13 protein-coding genes are annotated in these 15,968 nt (G+C 58.3%); all 13 read right to left on the bottom strand.

Features of this window, described 5'->3' with window-relative positions:
* Positions 1 to 79 precede the first annotated feature (79 nt).
* Entirely contained in the window at positions 80 to 601 is a 522-nt protein-coding gene (gene aroQ / locus G7Y43_RS04400; protein WP_165044494.1) for a type II 3-dehydroquinate dehydratase, read from the bottom strand.
* A 68-nt stretch (positions 602 to 669) separates the two neighbouring features.
* Positions 670 to 1,782, bottom strand: a complete 1,113-nt coding sequence (gene aroB / locus G7Y43_RS04395; protein WP_165044492.1) for a 3-dehydroquinate synthase — start codon at positions 1,780 to 1,782, stop codon at positions 670 to 672.
* Positions 1,764 to 2,318, bottom strand: coding sequence for a shikimate kinase (locus G7Y43_RS04390; RefSeq protein WP_241158158.1), 555 nt, complete (start codon positions 2,316 to 2,318; stop codon positions 1,764 to 1,766). Before G7Y43_RS04390 ends, aroB begins: the two co-directional genes overlap by 19 nt.
* Before the next feature lie 109 nt (positions 2,319 to 2,427).
* The gene (gene aroC / locus G7Y43_RS04385) at positions 2,428 to 3,600 is read right to left on the bottom strand and encodes a chorismate synthase (protein WP_165044488.1); all 1,173 of its coding nucleotides are present in this window, start codon (positions 3,598 to 3,600) and stop codon (positions 2,428 to 2,430) included.
* A 99-nt stretch (positions 3,601 to 3,699) separates the two neighbouring features.
* A complete protein-coding gene (locus G7Y43_RS04380; protein WP_165044486.1) occupies positions 3,700 to 4,641 on the bottom strand; it encodes a shikimate dehydrogenase in 942 nt (313 codons plus the stop codon).
* Between the two features lie 209 nt (positions 4,642 to 4,850).
* Positions 4,851 to 5,426 (bottom strand): YqeG family HAD IIIA-type phosphatase, encoded by a 576-nt coding sequence (locus G7Y43_RS04375; RefSeq protein ID WP_165044484.1) that lies wholly within the window; start codon positions 5,424 to 5,426, stop codon positions 4,851 to 4,853.
* Positions 5,427 to 5,528: 102 nt separating this feature from the next.
* Positions 5,529 to 6,707, bottom strand: a complete 1,179-nt coding sequence (gene mltG, locus G7Y43_RS04370) for an endolytic transglycosylase MltG (protein WP_165044482.1) — start codon at positions 6,705 to 6,707, stop codon at positions 5,529 to 5,531.
* Between the two features lie 19 nt (positions 6,708 to 6,726).
* Positions 6,727 to 7,137, bottom strand: a complete 411-nt coding sequence (gene ruvX / locus G7Y43_RS04365) for a Holliday junction resolvase RuvX (protein ID WP_165044480.1) — start codon at positions 7,135 to 7,137, stop codon at positions 6,727 to 6,729.
* Positions 7,138 to 7,342: 205 nt separating this feature from the next.
* A complete protein-coding gene (gene alaS / locus G7Y43_RS04360) occupies positions 7,343 to 9,979 on the bottom strand; it encodes an alanine--tRNA ligase (protein ID WP_165044479.1) in 2,637 nt (878 codons plus the stop codon).
* An 86-nt stretch (positions 9,980 to 10,065) separates the two neighbouring features.
* Positions 10,066 to 11,379 (bottom strand): AI-2E family transporter, encoded by a 1,314-nt coding sequence (locus G7Y43_RS04355; protein ID WP_165044477.1) that lies wholly within the window; start codon positions 11,377 to 11,379, stop codon positions 10,066 to 10,068.
* Positions 11,380 to 11,415: 36 nt separating this feature from the next.
* The gene (locus tag G7Y43_RS04350; protein ID WP_165044475.1) at positions 11,416 to 12,102 is read right to left on the bottom strand and encodes a DUF948 domain-containing protein; all 687 of its coding nucleotides are present in this window, start codon (positions 12,100 to 12,102) and stop codon (positions 11,416 to 11,418) included.
* Between the two features lie 152 nt (positions 12,103 to 12,254).
* Entirely contained in the window at positions 12,255 to 13,601 is a 1,347-nt protein-coding gene (locus tag G7Y43_RS04345; protein ID WP_165044473.1) for a replication-associated recombination protein A, read from the bottom strand.
* A gap of 463 nt (positions 13,602 to 14,064) precedes the next feature.
* Positions 14,065 to 15,381, bottom strand: a complete 1,317-nt coding sequence (locus tag G7Y43_RS04340; RefSeq protein WP_165044472.1) for an ATP-binding protein — start codon at positions 15,379 to 15,381, stop codon at positions 14,065 to 14,067.
* Between the last annotated feature and the right edge of the window lie 587 nt (positions 15,382 to 15,968).

The raw sequence follows: 15,968 nt of genomic DNA, 5'->3' as shown, positions 1-15,968 counted from the left end.
GATGCCACGCTGGTCGGTGCCGTCGTCGACTCGGATTCAGCAGCAACGCTCTCATGCGCCACCCGAGCTGCTGCGGCCATCATTGCTTCCCTTCCCTTCGCGCGCTCTTTCCGGCAATGATCACCTGACCAGGCGCGTAGACTTCCTCAAATCCTTCGCCCAAGCGCTCCGCCGCTCCATCAAGCAGGATGTCGAGTGCATCGCAATATCCCTGAAAGCCGCGGCCTTTCACCTGAGCCACGCATGCTGGGGCAACCACCGACACGTTGCGCCATGCCTCGCGGGCGCTCACGTCGGAAATGTGCACCTCCACCACCGGCGTAGCGATCGAACCCACCGCATCGCGAATAGCGTACGAATAGTGCGTATGTGCACCGGGGTTGTACACCACGCCATCGAAATTGAAATGCGCCTCGTGCAGCTTCTCTACCAGCTCGCCTTCGTGATTGCTCTGGAAGCACTCTGCCGCTACACCACGCGACTTCGCGTAGTCACAGAACATCCGCTCGAGCGACTCGAGTGTGTCATTCCCGTACACGCCCGGCTCACGTATGCCCAACATGTTCAAATTCGGACCGTTTATCAGCAGTATCTTCTTCATGTTTGATTCCTTTTTGCAACGCAACCGACGCGACAATCGCGGTGGTTGTTCGAACGCAAGCTCTTCCCTTACGCTTTCGATGCTGTCCATTGCTGCAGGTGAGCGCGCAGAATGTCATCGGACACCTCGACGAGCTCCCAATTGCCCACGTCACGCGGCAGCACGAAACGCACCTGGCCGCCGCGCGCCTTCTTGTCGCGCTTCATCGCGTCAAGCATGTCGACAGGCGATGCCGACCACGACAAAGCGGGAAGTCCCAGCGCGTCGAGCAGTTCGTCTTGTGTTTCCACCAACTCTTCGGGCGTACCCAGCAAATCAGCAGCCAAGCGCGCGGCAAAGCGCATGCCCTCGGCCACCGCCGCGCCATGACTGTAGGTGCCATAGCCCGATAACTTCTCTATCGCATGAGCCAGCGTGTGCCCGTAGTTTAAGCATTCACGCACGCCACGGCTTTCAGTTTGGTCTTGTGCCACCACATCGGCTTTGAACACCACCGAGCGAACGATGGCCTCTTGCACGACGCCTTCGTCGCGCGTTGCTAGTTGGTTGGCATGCTCGAGTAGCCAGAAGAAGAAATCGTCAGAGTCGATGACCGACGCCTTGGCTATTTCGGCACAGCCACACGCCCATTCGCGCTCGTTGAGCGTGGATAGCGCGTTGATGTCGGCACACACATACGTCGGCTGGTTGAACGTTCCCACCAGGTTCTTCCCCGCGCTGAGATTGACGCCGGTTTTGCCACCCACCGACGAGTCGACCATCGCCAGCAGCGTGGTGGGCACCTGCACCACCGAAACGCCCCTCATGTACGTCGACCCAACAAAACCGGCAATATCACCCACCACGCCGCCGCCGAGTGCCACAACTACGCAGTCGCGCCCGAGCGAGCAAGCCGCCATGGCTTCCCAAATCTCGCCAGCAACTGCGATTGATTTCGAGTCTTCACCTGCGGGAATGGTTATGTCTGACACGCGATAGCCTTCGGCTGCCAACGACCGCTTCGCCTGAGCCAAGTACAGTGGGGCAACGTTTGAATCGGTTATCACGAGCACACGGTCGGCTTTGCCACCCGCTGCCGTGGCACGCACGTGCTGACCAAGCCGGTCGAGTGCGCCTGCACCCACCCGCACGTCATATGCAGACTCACCGGGGATATTCACCACTACTTTTGTTGTGGGCATAACACGCCCTCCTTTTCAAGTATGCCGCGCACTTCGTACGCGATGGCGGGCACGCGCCTTCCAGCCGTTGAAATGGAAACGTCGGCGACTTCTGTATACAGCGGAAGCCGGTTAGCCGCTAACGCTCGGGCGGCTTCCACATCTTGGAATAATGGGCGGGTCGACACGTCACTGATCCTGCCGCGCGCCTCATCGACGTCGACCTCTAAGTGAACCACAAAGCCAGACGACTTTAAAATGTCGCGATTCTCGGGCCGCATAACAATGCCGCCGCCACACGAGATGAGTAACGGGGGCTTTTCCGACAGCTCGCGCAGCACGTCGGTTTCGATGGCGCGGAAGCCCTCTTCGCCCATTTCTTCGAAGATTCGCTTGATCCGCTTCCCTTCGCGGCGCTCGAGGTACACGTCGGCATCCACCGAACCGACGCCGCACACACGCGCCAGCCGCCGCGCCACGGACGACTTGCCTGCACCCATAAACCCAATGAAGAACACCGGGCGCGTAAGCTCGAACCGTTCGTTTTCGTCAGTCACCCACATCTTCCTTTCCGATAACAGCGTTCAGCAAAACGCACGAACCAATGTCGTTTGGTTAAGCACCACTGTGTCAATGCGTCAAAGGGTCACACCCTACGCCTGCGCGTTACTTTGACACGGTACGGAGCCGCTGCTTGTACGACTTCACTGCGGCTTTAATATCGGCCATATTGTCGCGTCCGAATTTTTCCAGATAGGCGTTGGCCAGCGCGAACGCCACCTCCGATTCGGCCACCACCGCGCAGGCAGGCACGGCACAGGTGTCGCTTCGCTCCTTCGACGCAAGCTCCACCTCCAACGTGTCCAGGTTCACCGTTTCAAGCGGTGTCATGAGCGTGGGAATGGGCTTCATGGCTACCGTAGCAATAAGCGGCATTCCTGAGGTCATGCCCCCCTCGAGGCCGCCCGCGTTGTTTGATGTGCGGGAGAACCCGACACCCCGTTCAAGCACAATGGGGTCGTGCACCTGCGAACCCACCCGCCGCGAAGCCTCGAAGCCCAAGCCGAACTCAACGCCCTTGATTGCAGGAATGGAAAATAGCGCCGCACCGAGGCGCGAGGTTAAGCGGTCAGCCGCCGTCGCGTAGCCGCCCACACCAGGCACAAGACCCGTGGCAACCACTCGAAATGTTCCGCCCAGGCTCTCGCCCGCCGCCTTCGCCTGATCAATGGCGTCCTTCATAGCCTGCGTCGCCTTCGCATCGGGACAGCGGACCTCACTCGTTTCGATGTCGAGCGGTTTATAGTCGGGCGCGGCAACCATGGGATCGTCTTCCTCAAAGCGCGCACTGCCAATGGAAGTAACATAGGAGAACACCTCGACGCCCAGCTCGGCCAGAAACTCCCTCGCAATGCCCGCCGCCGCCACGCGCGCGGCAGTTTCGCGCGCGCTCGCGCGTTCGAGAATGTTGCGGCAATCGTCGGTGTTGGTTTTCAGCGCGCCCACCAGATCGGCATGACCTGGGCGCGGCGTGACCTCGCGCACCAAGCCTGCGGGCACGTCGCCGAAGGGTGCCATACGGTCGGTCCAATTCTGCCAGTCGCGGTTTTTCACTACCAGCGTCACCGGCGTGCCAAGGGTACGGCCGAACCGCAGACCCGACACCACTTCAACAGTATCGCGCTCGATGGTCTGTCTGCCACCCCGGCCATACCCCGACTGTCGACGGGCGAGGTCGGAGTTGATATTCTCTTCAGAAACCTTCAGCCCCGCTGGAACACCTTCGACAATGGCGGTAAGCTGCGGGCCGTGGCTTTCACCTGCGGTGATGTAATGCATAGCATGGTCGCTTTCTCGCTGCAGACAACGTTTCGCCGGCGCAAAACAAGGGTGTGGTCTGCATTTTTTTATTCGGAGCTATTGTAGCGCAAGTTCGTACTACAGCGCGAACCCGGCGGCGCGAGCCATAACGTCGAGCAAGCCGTCGAACCCAAGCGTATCGGGTTCGCCGGCAGCCTGTAAGAACAGCTGCACGGCGGCAACAGCCTGACCAACCAGCATGCCGCCCCCGCTGCGGAATGTGCAACCCGCCGCCTTCGCGCCGGCAGCCAGCGCAGTTTCGCCATGGCCGTACACGGCATCAAACACCCACTGACCCTCATGCAGTGCGCTCACGTCGAAAGGCGCAGGGTCGCCCGGCTTCATGCCCAACGGTGTCGCGTCGATAACGATGTCGGCGCACGAGATGAGGCTGCGGCTGTCGTCGTACGATACACCTTCAACACGCACCTCGCGTTTTGAGCGGGCTTCGCGGGCCGTTTGAGCCGTTCGGGTCGTTTGGAACGCGCAGACCGCATGCTCATCGTGAGCCACGCAAGCAGCATAGGCCGCACGCCAGGCCTCCACCCGCTCGCGCGCGCGCTGCGCGTCGCGTCCGAGCATGAGCACGCTCGCACCTGCATCAACGCACGCACAGAGAATTGAAAATGACGTGGGTCCCGTGCCACACACAACCACACGCGCTCCCTCAAAGCAAGCACCTATGCTCTGAAGGTACGTCACACAACCAAAGCCGTCGGTGTTATGTGCAGCAAGCTTGCCATCAATCTTCACTAGCACGTTCGCGCCACGCGCCAACCGTGCTGCCTCACTCGCGGTGTCGGCGGCAGCAAACGCGAGTTCCTTATACGGCGTGGTGATGTTTAAGCCCAGCCAGCTGCGCTGTTCAATGAACGCCTGCGCCTCGTGCGAATGCTCGATATCGGCGAAACCGTATTCCCACGGCAACCCAAGCGCCCGATAGACGGCGTTGTGCATTGCCGGCGACTTCGAATGACCCACCGGATGACCAAGCACGTACAGCTTCTCAGTTGCGCCCATAACGAACGCGCTCCTTTCCCCACTTTTTTCATCATGTTTATGCCCACGCACCTAGGGAAACGCTGATTAATTCCGCCAGCCCCGCGCAGACGGGACGGCGCCTGACGGTCTCAGACCTCGTTTGCGCACGTCAGTGCGCGCTCTCGGTCTTCGACCGCCAGCCATCCGCCCCGCCCGCGCGGGACAAGACGGCTTTAATCAGCGTTTCCCTAGACGCTCTGACTCTGGCTCTCGCTTGCCTGCGACGCCTTTGCCGACTGCACCTCTTCTACGGGCACGGCGGTTGCGGCCCCTTCGGGCTGACGACTGCCCAAAATGATGCGTTCAACCTTGCGAAGCACCAGCGTGTGTTTCAGGTCTTGCTCGACAAGCGGCGCCACCAAATACGACTTCATGCCCAGCATGTTAGCGGCCACCACATCGGTTGACAGCTGATCGCCAATGGCCACCGTGTCGCAGCGCGCGCCACCGATCTTCGCGCGACCAATCAGCACCCCATGCGGCAGCGGCTTGCACGACTTCGCCACAATGGGCAGGTCGAGCTCTTCCGCCAAGCTAAACACACTCTGGTGCCAATTGTTTGACACCAAGCAGAACGACACTCCGGCCTCACGGGCGCGCGTAATCCAAAACCGCACGTCACGAGGCACTTCATGCGTGTCGCGCGTGAGAATGGTGTTATCAATGTCCAGCAGCACGTGCACAAGGCCGCACTCCAGCAGATCACGCTCGATATCGATGCGCGAGACGCGAGAAAAATACCTGTCAGGCTGAAAGATCGGCATGGCGGCCCTCCTTCACGAAAGAGAAAGCCCGCAGCACGCCTTCATGGGGACCGCTGCAGGCTTTCGCTCGGGGTGTCATGTCGGAACTGGTACGCGCCAAGCCTAGCCCGCGTTCTGCGGCGTGTTCGCGATAGCCGCCTGGTGCTCGTCATAGGTGCGAGAGAAGGCATACTGAAGGGTGCCGTCTTCACCATTCCAGAAGTAGAAGTAGTAGTTGTCGGATTCAATAGGCGAGCACACGGCCTTCAGGCACGCCAAACCCGGAGAGCAAATAGGCGTCGGTGGCAGACCCTTGTACGTATACGTGCTGTACGGATCGTCCGCATGCACTTCTTCAGGAGACGGATCGTGACCCACCACGTACGCCGTGGTGGCGTCGGACTGCAAGTAGCCCGCCGTCTCGCCGAACTCGTTCGTTAGGCGGTTGTAGAACACACCGGCAACCTGCGCGCGAATGTCATCGGATCCGGTCGATTCCTTCTCAACAATGGAAGCGAGCTTCACCACGTCGTACACGTTGAGACCAACGCTTTGGGGATACGTGAGATCAAGCGTCGAAAATTCTGCGTTGAACTGGTCGAGCATCATACGAATGATCGAATCGGCCGTAGCGGTATCGTCAAGCTCGTACGTTTTGGGGAACAGGAACCCTTCAAGGCTGTTCTCGCCCGCATCGGCGAGGAAGCTGTAGTCGGCCGCATACACGCTCGCGTTCGATGCGGCTGCAGTGAAGTCCTCGGCGGAAACGCGGCCCTCGGTAGCTTCCGCAACCGCTGCAGCGATATCGGTTAGCTTGTAGCCTTCGGGCACGGTGAGCGTTGACTCCGCCTGAGGACCAGCTTGGATAGCCGCAATAATGTCGTCAACGGGTGTTTCGCCGGCGAACGTGTAGCTGCCAGGCTTCAACTGGTCGGCAACGCCCAGCTCATCCACACGCGACGAGAAGTCTGACGATCGAGCGATAAGCCCCGCTTCGCACAGCGTGTCACCAATGGTCTTGGCGCTTTCCCCTGCCTCAACCGTGATGGTAGCCTGCTCGTTCGGGCCGATTAGTTCAGCGCCGCCCCCCGAGCAGCCCTTCATCATTGTAGAGATGGCGAAGACGGCCGCAACCACGATAGCAATAGTAACCACTGCAGCAAACACCAGTGGTGCCTTGCTCTGCTTCGGGCGGATGTAACTGGTGTCGTACGTTTTGAATTGACGAGCACCGCGCGCATGTGCCGAACGGGCGGCATGATTGGGGCGTCGGGAATATGTCATTTGTCGTCTGGGTGACATAGGTTTGCAGCCTTTCGTGTCAATGGCGCGCGTCGAGCCACGCCTGCAAGAACAAGCTAGCGGCTATCATATCTATTTTGCCCCGCATCAAACGTTCGCCGTATCCCTTTTCACGCAAACTCCGTTTGGCTTCACGCGAGCTCAAACGCTCGTCGGTAAATTCGACGGGAAGTCCGCACGCAGCACTGATGCGCACCGCGGCTTCTCGAATGCGTGCAGCTTGGGGGCCTTCCTCGCCCGCCATGGTATACGGTAGACCGCAGAGCAAAAGCTCAGGTTCCCAATCTTCGAGCACCCGCGCGAAGGGCTTTGCGCACCCCAGCACCTCTGCTGCTGGCAGCACACATACCGGTGAGGCAACGCGCATTCCTGGGTCGCACACTGCAATGCCCACGCGCACCTCACCTATGTCCAAAGCCAAAACCCTCATCGAACGCCTTTCTCTTATCCAGGAAACGCTGGATTACTCCGCAAGCCCTGCTCGGGCGCGCCGGACTCGGCACACGTTTCCCTCGCGCCGTCTTATACGACGCCAATCATGCCGAAGGCCCCAGTGGGGCCTTCGCACAAATAGGCTTGAGCGGTGCCAGACGCACCTTTACGCCCAACTCCGCAAGCCAAATAACGCAATCGCTCTACAGCAGCAAGTCGCGTGCGATGTCGAGCGCTGCATCAATACCACTTGCATCCTTTCCGCCAGCTTGTGCCATGGTCGGCTTTCCGCCGCCGCCACCTTGAATGGCCGGCCCCATTGCCTTGATGATAGCCCCAGCATTGAATCCAGCAGACACCGCTTCATCAGTGCCGGCAGCCATAAGCACGGGTTTACCGTCCTTTTCACCAGCGATAACAAGTGCGCCCGGAGCGCTCATACGCGCACGCACGATGTCCCACATGTTGCGCATCTGGGCGCCTTCGCGAATGGCCGTGCGGGCAATGATAACCGGGTAACCGCCCTTCGCGGAAACCACAGCCGCCAGTAACTCGTTGATACCGTCGTCGGACACAATGTCTTTCGCACGCTTCGCCTTCTGCTGAATATCTTTCAGCGCCTTTAAGTTCGAAGCAGTACGCTCACTCACGTCGAACAGCGGCACGCGCAGCTCGGCGGCAGTTTCCTTCAGCTCGGCCTCAATTTCGTTCACGTATCCCAAAGCACCGTAGCTGGTTACCGCTTCGATGCGGCGCACGTTAGCACCCACACTCGATTCCGAGGTAATTTTCATGAAGCCGATTTCTGCGGTGTTGCGCACGTGACACCCGCCGCACAACTCGCGACTGAACTCACCTGCTTCAACCACGCGAACGCGCTCACCGTACTTTTCGCCGAACAGACCCACGATCCCTCGCTCGCGGGCGTCGGAAAGCGACGTTTCGTAGATTGTGGTGGGAATTGCCTCCATGATGTGCTCGTTGGCAATACGCTCGACCTCGGTAAGCTGATCGGGTGTCATAGCCTCGAAGTGTGTGAAGTCAAACCGCAGCCGGTCGGGCCCCACGTAGCTGCCGGCCTGCTTCACGTGGTCACCGAGCACCTGACGCAGCGACGCATGCAGAATGTGCGTTGCGGTGTGGTTGCGCTCGATGGCGTGGCGACGGCGCGGGCTGACGCTCGCGTGCACCACGTCACCCACATGCAGCACGCCTTCCTTGCAGTGCACGGTGTGTACGAACAACCCTTTTTCGGGTGTTGCAGTTCCCTGCACAAGTACATGCAAACCCTCGGCATCGAAGGCACCCATGTCGCCCACTTGGCCGCCCATCTCGGCGTAGAACGGTGTTACGTCGAGTACCACCTCGCCCAGGCCATCACCGGCAAGTTCGTTTACTCGCTTGCCATCGCGCAGCAAAGCGAGCACGCGGGCATCGCATTCCAGCTGATCGTAGCCAAGAAACTTCGTGGCACCTACCTCGTTTAGTGTGTCGGTATACACGCCGCCGTAGGTGCTCCATGCCGCTTCGATATCGGCTTTGTTCGCCGCACGAGCGCGATCACGCTGTTCTTCCATGCACTCGTGGAAGCGATCCATGTCAACCTGAATGCCTGCATCAGCCGCCAGCTCGCAGGTGACCTCTACCGGGAAACCATACGTGTCGTGCAACACAAAGGCCTGGTCGCCAGAAAGCACCGGCCCCTCTAGCTGGGCAAGCGCCTCGTTTAGGAACGCCCTGCCCTGGCGCAGCGTGGCACCAAAGCGCTCTTCCTCGGCAAGAATAAGCCGGCGCTCAAGTTCGCGGTTTTCCACAATTTCGGGGTACACATCACCCATAAGGCGGACAATCTCGTCAACATACTCGTTTAAGAATGGTCCCTCAATGCCGATAAGATGTGCCTTCATGATGGCACGACGCAGCAGACGGCGCAGCACGTAGCCGCGCCCTTCGTTAGAAGGAAGAATGCCGTCGGCAATCATAAATGTAACCGCACGGCTGTGATCAGCAATGATACGCAGCGCGAGGTCGGCAGCAGCGTCGCTTCCGTACGTTGCACCCGACAACCGCTCTCCAACCGCCACCAGGCTGCGCAGCACGTCAGTTTCGTAGTTCGACTGTACGCCTTGCATAATGGCAGCAATGCGTTCAAGGCCCATGCCGGTGTCGATGTTTTTCTTCGGCAGTGGAACAAGCGTGCCGTCCTCTTGCCCATCAAACTGCGTAAACACGCAGTTCCAGTACTCCAGGAAGCGGTCGCAATCGCACCCGGGCGCGCAATCGGGCTTGCCGCAGCCGAATTCGGGACCCTGGTCGAAGTAGATCTCGGAACACGGGCCGCACGGACCTGTGGGGCCACCACGCCAGAAGTTGTCATCTTCACCCAAGCGCGAAATATGGTCTTCCGGCACGCCGAGGCTCTTCCAAATCTCGATGGTTTCGTCGTCGTCTTCAAACACCGTGAAGTACAGACGCTCGGCCGGAAGCTCAAGCACATTCACAGAGAAGTCGTACGCCCATGCGCACATTTCCTGCTTGAAGTACTCGCCGAACCCGAAGTTGCCCAGCATCTCGAAAAAGCTCTGGTGCCGCCCGGTGGTACCAATGATATCGATATCGTTGGTGCGCACGCATTTCTGCGCAGTGGTGGTGCCAATATAGGGTGCCGGAAGCTGCTTTTGTTGTAGGAAGTACGGCTTAAACTGAACCATACCCGCAACCGTGAGCAAAAGCGATGGGTCGTCGGGCACCAGCGAGCTGGAAGGCCAGCGCTGGCAGCCCTTTTCTTCGAAATACTTCAGGTACTTCTCGCGGATTTCCGCACTTGTCATGTACTTCATCAATGCAATCCTTCTGATGGTTCGTTTGTCCCGATAACACTTCCGCCCCTGCGTAGGGCGTCTCTCACAAAGGTTGGCTCAGATTGTCAGAACCCGTCGCCACCCTTTCGTTTCACTTCGCGAACGGAACTTTTCGCCGACCCCTTCACCACCGGATGAGCGGCCGTAGCGTCGGCCATAGGATCAACCACAGCGTCATCGCCTTCGACACCGCCTTTGAAGAACACCCCATCGGGTGCCACAATGCGCCGTCCCGTACGCTTTTCGAAATAATACACGAACACCGACTTTGCCATAGCAACAATGGGAATGGAGAACAACATACCGACAAGTGTACCCATAACGCCGTAGGCAGCGCCACCAAGCGCTGAACCCACCATAAGCGCAACAAGCACAAGCGCCGGATGCGCATCAACCGACCCTTGCATGATGCGGGGGTATACCACCGTTGCCACAAAGCAGTGCACCAGCACGAATCCCAGCACGGCCAATGCCGCCACAACTACGCCATCGAATACGCCCACTACGGCAAGGATGATGCCACCCACCCACGGACCGATAACGGGAACGATGTTCACAATGGTCATGATCACGCCCAAAACCGCGGCGCTTGGCATACCAATGATTGCAAACCACACGCCCGAGCACACACCAACGATGGCGCTTTGCAACAGCGTGCCACGAATGAAGCCACTCATCACGCGCGTAGCGGTGATGTGCAGCATTTCAGCCTCTTCGCGATGTTTGTCACTGACAAGACGATTACATTCTCTCCCGATGCCAGGAAGTTCAAGGAGAATCCAGAACGACACCACCAGTGCAAACAAAATCTCGAGCGCCGCGTTAACAAGCCCAGCTCCCAACGCCACGATGCCGTTCGCGCTGGATTTTGCGAGCTCGGAAGCCATCGCACTCAGCGACGAGAGCGTTTCAGTTCCCCACTGCTGGATGGCGTCACTTTGGAAGAGATAGGAATAGCGCTCGTACAGCTGGTTAAGCAGCGCGCTTATATCGTCGATGCGAGCAGGCATGCTGCTCACAAATTCGCTGACTTGGCCGATCAAACCATGCGCGGGCGAAAACATGAGCAGGCACACGCATGCGACTACTACAAACATAAGCACGAACGCAGCGGCCGTCGCCCAGAAACGGGGCATGCCGCGGCGTTCGAGCGAATTGACCGGACCGCGCAAGCAGAATACGATAATGACCGTGAGAATAAGGATGGCAATGGCTATGTGAAGTACGCTTATGGCCTTCGCTGCTACCAGAAGCAAAAGAACAGCACCAATAGTACTCCAAATGCGCAGGCACAACGTGCGAGCCTTCAGCTCCGCACGATCAAGGCCGCCTGGCACCCCGCAAACTGATACGGGTTCCTCCGAACACTCCCGAGACAAGCGAAACGCCCCCTACGCTTTCAAACCTTCGGCACTCTACTGCTGGGCATCTACTGATGCGGCAGCCACACCGGACGCAGCCTGATCGGCCGGTACTACTGGCTGCGGAACCGTAACGTAGCCATCTTTGGAGCCATGAGCACCCTCTGACGAAGCTCCCTCACCAGCGCTCACAGGTTCCCCCTTCGCGGAATCGCGCGAAGCGGCAGCGCTTGAAGCAGCGTCTTCTTTGGCGGGATGTGTGGACTGCACAGCCTTGGATGCAGCAGCCTCGGCGGCTTTCGCCTCGCCCAGCGCCACCGATGCATCACTTGCCGCCTTCGGTTTAAAGGCGTCGCGAATGCGCGTCGAAGCCGACGCGATCAGGTTCAGCGGTGTGCTGGCCACGGCATCAACCGCATTAACAGCTGACGTTGCCGTGTCGGTAATGTCGCCGACGTTTTCTAGAATCTGGTCGAGACGCATGACTTCCAAATTCACGGCATCAACCGTTAGCGACACGCGATCAACCAGCGGGTCGGCTTTCGCAATGAGAGGCTTGCACGCCTCGGTAATTTCTTCAACGTTAGCAAGCGTTGGCTCGAGCTGCTTATGCATAGCATCGACGGTTTCCCTGGTTTTGCGAACCGTCGCGACCAGCTCAAACGCGAGCCACGCCAACGCCGCAACGGCAACGATGGCAACGGCGATCAGCACGATACCCAAAATATCAGTGGCACCCATGACGAACCTCCTTGTTTACCGTAAAAGATTCATTCACTATAGCACGTCAAACCCGTAGTACCGGAGAATCCTCGCCGCTTCGGCAAAGCGTTTCCATCTTGCAACCAATACCTAACCAACACCCCTACCCAAACCTACACCAACCACAACGATCAGTGCTCGTTGGTATCGTGTGAGTCGGCTTCGGCGGCATCGGCGCGGTCACGTGCAGCAGCATCAGCGCGATACGCCTCCCACCCGCGCGGCCCTGGCCGGTAGAAGCAGCCCCGTTCCAAACCGTCGGGCAAATAGCGCTGGTCGACCCAGCCCGATGGGTACGAATGAGGATACTTGTAATCGCCGTAGTTTTCCGAACCCGGCCGGTGCCGGTCGCGCAGATGATTGGGAACTTGACGGGCGGGGCCATGGCGAACTTCGGCCAGCGCGGCATCGATTCCTGCTTCAGCGGCATTGCTCTTCGGGGCTAGTGCTAGGTAGATGGCAGCTTGCGCAAGATTGATGCGGCATTCTGGATAGCCAATAACCTCAGCTGACTTAAACGCCGCCTCAGCTACGAGCAGCGCCTGCGGATCGGCATTACCGATGTCTTCCGATGCAGCTATAAACATGCGCCGCGCAATGAACTTCGGGTCTTCCCCACCGTCGATCATACGTGCAAGCCAGTAGAGCGCGGCATCGGGGTCAGACCCTCGCATGGATTTAATGAACGCAGATATGACGTCGTAGTGCATGTCTTTACCCTTGTCGTAAGGCAAAGCGCGATGCGGCACAGCAATGCGCACATGTTCGGCTCCCACCCGCGTGGGAGCTGCTGGCGTTCCCGGTTCAAGCATGCCCGCGGCAAGTTCGAGCGTGGTCAGCGCCGCACGGCCATCGCCACCAGCAAGCAGTACGATAGCGTTCAGCGCTTCATCATCCAGCTGGTACGTGCCACCAAGACCCCGATCGTCAGCCACCGCACGCCGCACCATTTCGGCGATGTCGGCATCGGTGAGACTTTTCAGCTCGATGATGCGCGAGCGGCTGTTCAGCGCGGAGTTCACTTCGAAAAACGGGTTTTCTGTTGTGGCACCCACCAACACGACAATGCGATCTTCCACCGCATGCAGCAACGCATCTTGCTGACTGCGGTTGAAGCGGTGGATTTCGTCAACGAACAGAATAGTGCGCCGCCCCGACAGGGCAAGACGTTCATTGGCGGCGTCGATTTCGCGACGAAGATCGGACACAGTGCCGCCGATGGCCGACACCTCCACAAACGCCGCTTTTGTGGTTTCGGCAATGACGTGGGCAATAGAGGTTTTACCCGTGCCAGCCGGGCCATACAAGATAAGCGAGCTTAAACGGTCTTGCTCGATGGCGCGGCGCAGCCAGCTGTCCGGGCCAACGGCATCTTGCTGACCGACAAGTTCGTCAAGCGAGCGCGGACGCATGCGCACAGCAAGCGGAGCCACCGTGGCCCGACGTTCGTTTTCCATTGCTGTGAATAACGTATCCATACCGCTATGGTATCACACGAACAAGTGTTTGTGCAAAATGTTCTTTGGCTTCACCAAAAAATGCGTTGTTCTTTGGTTTTCGTCCACGAACCAGCCAGTGGGGAAACACTCTTTGCGTCGTTTCGGAGTCAGCCAATGGGGAAACGCTTATTTGCGTCGTGTGCGCCTTTACTTCGGAAACTGCCACATGTCAAGACTTCAATTGACGCGCTCATAGCGTATACTCATAAGTGGTTCCACCCCCGCAACCATACTTTGCGATGGACCGACGTATTTTACTTGGGAGCCTCAGATCGCTCGTGAAATGGAGATTCGCATCCGTTGATGCGAAAACCAGGAAGCGCGCTGCGGGCACCCACCTTGTTCAAGGTGGGTTCATCCTTCTGGTCGGGGGTGGGCCTTTTTTGTGCCGCGCAATACGTAGCTCCATCGAGCACATAGACGATGGCACCCCATGCCGACGTTAGGGTTCCAGCGCAGTCAGAGGCACAACATACACGCCGCTTTCTTCATCTCGCCGCCAGAACGGCGACGTGGCCGTGAGTACCATCATGAACTCTGGTTCGGGGTTGCGCGCCGCTGGGTTGGCAGCGATTTTTCCTGCAAGTCGCTGTAGATTAGCAATGCCCCTGGGAACCTTGTCTTCCCCAAGCTTCACCTCGATAGCCGCCCAGCGGCCATCGTTCAGATCGAAGACGATGTCGGCTTCCAAACCATCAGCATCCCCGTAGTAGCGCAACGAACTCGCATGACTACCTGGCAGCAGGGACGCGAATACGCGTAGCTCGTGAACACACAGAGATTCGAAGAGTAAGCCGAACGTTTGGGAGTCCGACAACAGTCTTTCAGGCCCCATCCCCAACAGCGACGCAGCGATGGAGGGGTCGGCGAAGTAGCGTTTGGATTTCGTACGCAAGCGCGATTTTGAGCGCACGGGAGCATCCCACCCAGGAAGCTCTTCAATGAAAAAGAGGTCCTCGAACATGTCGAGGTAGCGCCTGACCGTGGAGCGCGCCAGGTCGACATTGTCCTCTCCTAGATCGGCGTCCGCAGCCAGAGTGTCGAGCGTGGCCGACGTCGCCACGTTCCGCGCAAGCGACAGCGCCAACCTGCGCGCGGTTTGGGGCACACCGCCTTTTTTTGGCACACTCACGTCGAAAAGCGCGCCAAGGTACTGACTCACAACCTCGGCAGCATCTTGCGGTGTTGCTCCGACCAGCGCTGGCCACCCTCCAACACAGATGGCATCTGCAATCTGTGCAAGACCAAATTCTTGCGCAAGACCCGACTCGAAGTTGCCGGCAAACAGGCCCGAAAGCGACACACCGCCCCGAGCAATTCCTCGCTCGAGAAGCGTCATCGTGCTCATGTCGATGCGAGCAATGCGCCCGGCTCCACTATGCGACACCTTGTCCTTTTCGGGTGTTGAAGAGCCAGTGAGAATGTAAAGTCCCTTGCTGCCGCCCGAGCTGTCGATCGCTCTGCGCGCGGCGTCCCACACGGCAGGCACCTCCTGCCATTCATCGATCACGTGTGGATTCTGTCCGCGCAACGCCAGCCGAGGGTCCGCCTTAACGAGGGTGCGCACATTCTCGTTGTCCAAAAAAATTGAACTCTCACCAAAGGCAAAGGAACTCCAGGATTTACCACACCACTTAGTTCCACGCACCTCAACCGCACCAAACAACCCCAGCAGCCTCGCAATCCGCGCGTCTATGAGTCTAGGAGCGTAGCCTTCCGGCTTATCAGATCCGTAGGTGATCTGTTTCCCGTAGAACACCACGACCTGGCCTCCTTTATTGTACACTTCATTTTCGAGGATTAGTGTACTTCATTTTCGAGGATTAGTGTACTTCATTTTCGAGGAATTACACGCTTTATTTTCGAGGAAGGTTGATTGCGTGGTTGATTGATCTTTGCCATACGAAATATCGCGATCCTGTATCCACCGGATTGTGAAGAGCTTTTGGTCGCTTACAATTCTAATGACAAAAAATCACGCTTGCGGGAAAAAATGTCATTAGAAGGGACAGCATGAGAATTGAGCGGGATAAGTACGTGCACAATTTGGAGCTGCGCATGGGCTTTCCTTGCAGGTTGATGACCCCTAACCACACTGTGAAAGATCCAAGGCAACGAAAGAAACTTGTTTTCTGCAAGAAATCTCTGATAAGGAATGTGTGCCAATCAGCAGCACAGCTTGACGCATCACACTAAGGCCCTCGGAGAAATGACGTATACCCCTAATCCCGCCGGAACAAGTCGCGCGTGTATACCTTGTCGGCCACATCGGACAGTTCATCTGACCAGCGGTTAGCAACGATGAGGTCGCAGCGGCTCTTGAACGCGGTCAGGTCGTGGGTAACC

It is taken from the genome of Adlercreutzia sp. ZJ138 (assembly GCF_011038935.1).
Taxonomy (GTDB): Bacteria; Actinomycetota; Coriobacteriia; order Coriobacteriales; family Eggerthellaceae; genus ZJ141.
Note: the sequence above shows the minus strand (reverse complement) of the source record. Positions and strands in the feature narration are given on the sequence as shown.

What these genes read in the sequence shown, in the direction of transcription:
- aroQ (WP_165044494.1), bottom strand. Translation starts at nt 601, where the DNA reads ATGAAGAAGATACTGCTGATAAACGGTCCGAATTTGAACATGTTGGGC.
- aroB (WP_165044492.1), bottom strand. Translation starts at nt 1,782, where the DNA reads ATGCCCACAACAAAAGTAGTGGTGAATATCCCCGGTGAGTCTGCATAT.
- aroC (WP_165044488.1), bottom strand. Translation starts at nt 3,600, where the DNA reads ATGCATTACATCACCGCAGGTGAAAGCCACGGCCCGCAGCTTACCGCC.
- G7Y43_RS04380 (WP_165044486.1), bottom strand. Translation starts at nt 4,641, where the DNA reads ATGGGCGCAACTGAGAAGCTGTACGTGCTTGGTCATCCGGTGGGTCAT.
- G7Y43_RS04375 (WP_165044484.1), bottom strand. Translation starts at nt 5,426, where the DNA reads ATGCCGATCTTTCAGCCTGACAGGTATTTTTCTCGCGTCTCGCGCATC.
- mltG (WP_165044482.1), bottom strand. Translation starts at nt 6,707, where the DNA reads ATGTCACCCAGACGACAAATGACATATTCCCGACGCCCCAATCATGCC.
- ruvX (WP_165044480.1), bottom strand. Translation starts at nt 7,137, where the DNA reads ATGAGGGTTTTGGCTTTGGACATAGGTGAGGTGCGCGTGGGCATTGCA.
- alaS (WP_165044479.1), bottom strand. Translation starts at nt 9,979, where the DNA reads ATGAAGTACATGACAAGTGCGGAAATCCGCGAGAAGTACCTGAAGTAT.
- G7Y43_RS04350 (WP_165044475.1), bottom strand. Translation starts at nt 12,102, where the DNA reads ATGGGTGCCACTGATATTTTGGGTATCGTGCTGATCGCCGTTGCCATC.
- G7Y43_RS04345 (WP_165044473.1), bottom strand. Translation starts at nt 13,601, where the DNA reads ATGGATACGTTATTCACAGCAATGGAAAACGAACGTCGGGCCACGGTG.